At 34.3% G+C, this 2,760-nt stretch carries 3 protein-coding genes and 1 pseudogene; 1 reads left to right on the plus strand and 3 read right to left on the minus strand.

Going from position 1 to position 2,760, the window contains the following annotated elements; translation table 11 throughout:
* Positions 1 to 413: 413 nt before the first annotated feature.
* Positions 414 to 1,325: pseudogene (locus ACE01T_RS17440) on the minus strand (IS5 family transposase).
* A 251-nt stretch (positions 1,326 to 1,576) separates the two neighbouring features.
* Positions 1,577 to 1,798: a helix-turn-helix domain-containing protein gene (locus ACE01T_RS17445; RefSeq protein ID WP_004658364.1), complete on the minus strand. Its 222-nt coding sequence runs from the start codon at positions 1,796 to 1,798 to the stop codon at positions 1,577 to 1,579.
* Positions 1,799 to 1,992: 194 nt separating this feature from the next.
* On the opposite strand from ACE01T_RS17445, the gene ACE01T_RS17450 reads away from it, so the two are divergent.
* A complete protein-coding gene (locus ACE01T_RS17450; RefSeq protein ID WP_004658363.1) occupies positions 1,993 to 2,244 on the plus strand; it encodes a hypothetical protein in 252 nt (83 codons plus the stop codon).
* 252 nt (positions 2,245 to 2,496) lie between these two features.
* Here the strand turns inward: ACE01T_RS17450 and ACE01T_RS17455 are convergent, their stop codons facing one another.
* Complete coding sequence (locus ACE01T_RS17455) at positions 2,497 to 2,712, minus strand: antitoxin HicB (protein WP_395519776.1); 216 nt, start codon at positions 2,710 to 2,712, stop codon at positions 2,497 to 2,499.
* Positions 2,713 to 2,760: the final 48 nt, after the last annotated feature.

A 2,760-nucleotide genomic window follows, 5' to 3' on the forward strand; every position in this document is an offset into this window, starting at 1 on the left:
TCTGATTATTTGTAGTCATAAATTTAAGTCCCCACTTGTTTCTAAGTGGGGACTAAATTAAGGCTTATAGGATGAATTCAGAAGGTGTGTTCAGCGGACGCTTACCTTTTTTCTCTATCAGGAAACGAGCCAACATCATCGAAGAATATTCACAACACGCAACAGGAAACAAAGACAATACTTCTAAATGAAAATTATCTTTGTCAATTTGAGTAAAGCTGTGTAAGAATTCTAGAACATCTTTTTCGATTTTAATAATTTGCATAAATTGATTTCGAATAAAAAATTATTCTTACAATAACTTATTGGAATATTGAGATTCAAATAGGTAAAGTTATTTTAATGATTTTTAGTTATTTACGGCTTTGTTGCATAAAGCCTTTGACGGCAGAGTTTTCCTAAGTTGCTAAAATTTAGGTTACAACTTGGGTATGAGGTCTGCCTAATTCTGTAAATTTATTTAATACGGCTACGCGTGCATGGATCTCATTCACTTGGCTGTCAAAATTCCTAGCACTGAGTTTATCGCCTAATAACTTGATGCAATGCATCTTAGTTTCAACCAAACTTCGCCGATGATAGCCTGACCATTTTTTCCATAGTGTGCTGCCTAAACGTTTAACTGTTCGAAGTAATTCATTTCGCTCTAGCGAGCTGATCTTTGTATCTTTCCATGGTTTCGCATTTTTTCTAGGTGGAATCACCGCATGCGCTTGCCTATCTGCAATGACCTGACGGCATTTCTTGGTGTCATAAGCTCCATCGGTATAAACAGAGTCAATCTGCTCATCTTGTGGAATCTGATTAAGTAAATCACCAAGTACCTGTGAATCACTGACATTATTGGTTGTGAGCTGAATAGCGCGTATTTGCAGGGTTTTAGCATCTATACCAATATGTAATTTACGCCATTGGCGACGATATTTCGGCTAATGCTTTTTACGTTTCCATTCACCTTCACCTAAGAACTTCAAATCCGTGGAATCAACGAGTAGATGCAGTCCATTGCAACTCTTTTCATAGCTAATTTGAATATCAATATGCTTTTGTCTTCTGCGAATGGTTGAATAATCCAGAGCTGTCCAATCTAATCCGCAAAGTTTAATCAAGCTTTGGACAAAGCCAGTCACCATGCATACAGAAAGACGAAATAAGGATTTAATCATGAGATAGCACTGAATGGCTATGTCAGAATAAGTTTGATTTCGACCATGTTTTCCTTGTGACTGCGAATATCATTGAATCTTAGTATCAAACCAAATTGTAAAATTACCATGATTGATCAAAGCATGATTGTAGGATGACCAATTCGGTGTACGATAAATTTAGGTGTAGGCTATTGCTGTATAAGACCTTATCGGTAGGTTTGCGCAACAAGGCCTCAAAATCCCACCTTAAAATGCAAATAGCAAAAAAACTCTACCATTCGATTGATTTCATTTTAGAAGTAATGAAATTAGTATCTGTTTGTAATGATATTTTATAAAATTCAATATTAGATCTGCAGAGAAAAACTTATCAAACTAAGTATTGGCTAGTCTTTTTCTTCGAAAAACTTATCAAACGAAGTATTAAGTTAATCTTTTTCTTCAACTTCTTCCTTAAACTCAAACAAATCATTCATCGTACAGTTAAAGTACTTACACAACTTATCGGCGACTGGTAATTCAATACGTACAGCACGGTCATAATACATACTTGTGAGCGTGTTGCGATTGATACCTGTTGCATGCACCACTTCACTTAATTTTAAAATTTTTCTATCGCCCATGAGGCTAGATAACTTACAAGTAATCATATTTAAATTAATTTACAAAAAATAACTTGCTGTGGGTTATTTGAAGTTGTTGACTGAGTAATACTTTGCTAAAATTAACCTACAGCAGGTTATTACAACTTATAGAAAGTATATTTTATCCATTTCAACTAAATTATAACTTTTTAAATATAAGGATTGAACCTGCATTAGATTATTTTGTGGAGATGACCGCCGTGTTACCAAATGAGTTATTGATCAGCCAGCAAGCTCGTGACTTAGGAAATCAATTAATTAAAGAAATGAACATCAATAGAAGTTATGGAATGGCTAATTTTCTTGGAGTAAATACTTGCTATGATAATCATCAGGCTGTACTTATTTGGACATTTCAACTGCTTGAAAGGGAACCTGCCTTAAATGAATTAGCAGAAATTAAAAAATATTTTCTTTTAATCTTTCCAGATAGTGTTTATCAATTAGCCTAAGTTGTTTTTAAAATTAATTTATTAAATAAAAAGCACTAAATCAAAGAAAGCTTTATTTAAAAATACCTATTAATTCAAAAACATACCATTTACTGAATATATGAAGCATAAGTTCCTGCTCTATCACTCACTCGTACTAAAATTACATCGCTCTTTTTACTGATACTAAACAATTTATGTCCACGCCACGTTCTGCGGCTTCGAGGGCTAGTTTTTGTTGAACCACTGAGAACAAGGACAACAAACTGCCTACTATATTTTCCCGGAGAGTGGTGTAGGAACTTTTTCATTATTGCTAATCATATCAGCGACAACATCAGCAACGAGCTCCTCTATTCCTGAGAATGCTTTAGACTGATCCGCATCAAGCCAAGACAATGATGGAAACTCAGCACACAACCCAACATACTCATTAACCTGAGTTCGATATAAAAAAAGAGTAGAAAAAAAGCCCTGTTTTTGTAACATATTGGTTCTCAAGACAAAATGTTATAAAACAAGGCTTCTCAATGGATC

The sequence above is a fragment of the Acinetobacter uliginosus genome (assembly GCF_044130295.1).
Lineage (GTDB): Bacteria > Pseudomonadota > Gammaproteobacteria > Pseudomonadales > Moraxellaceae > Acinetobacter.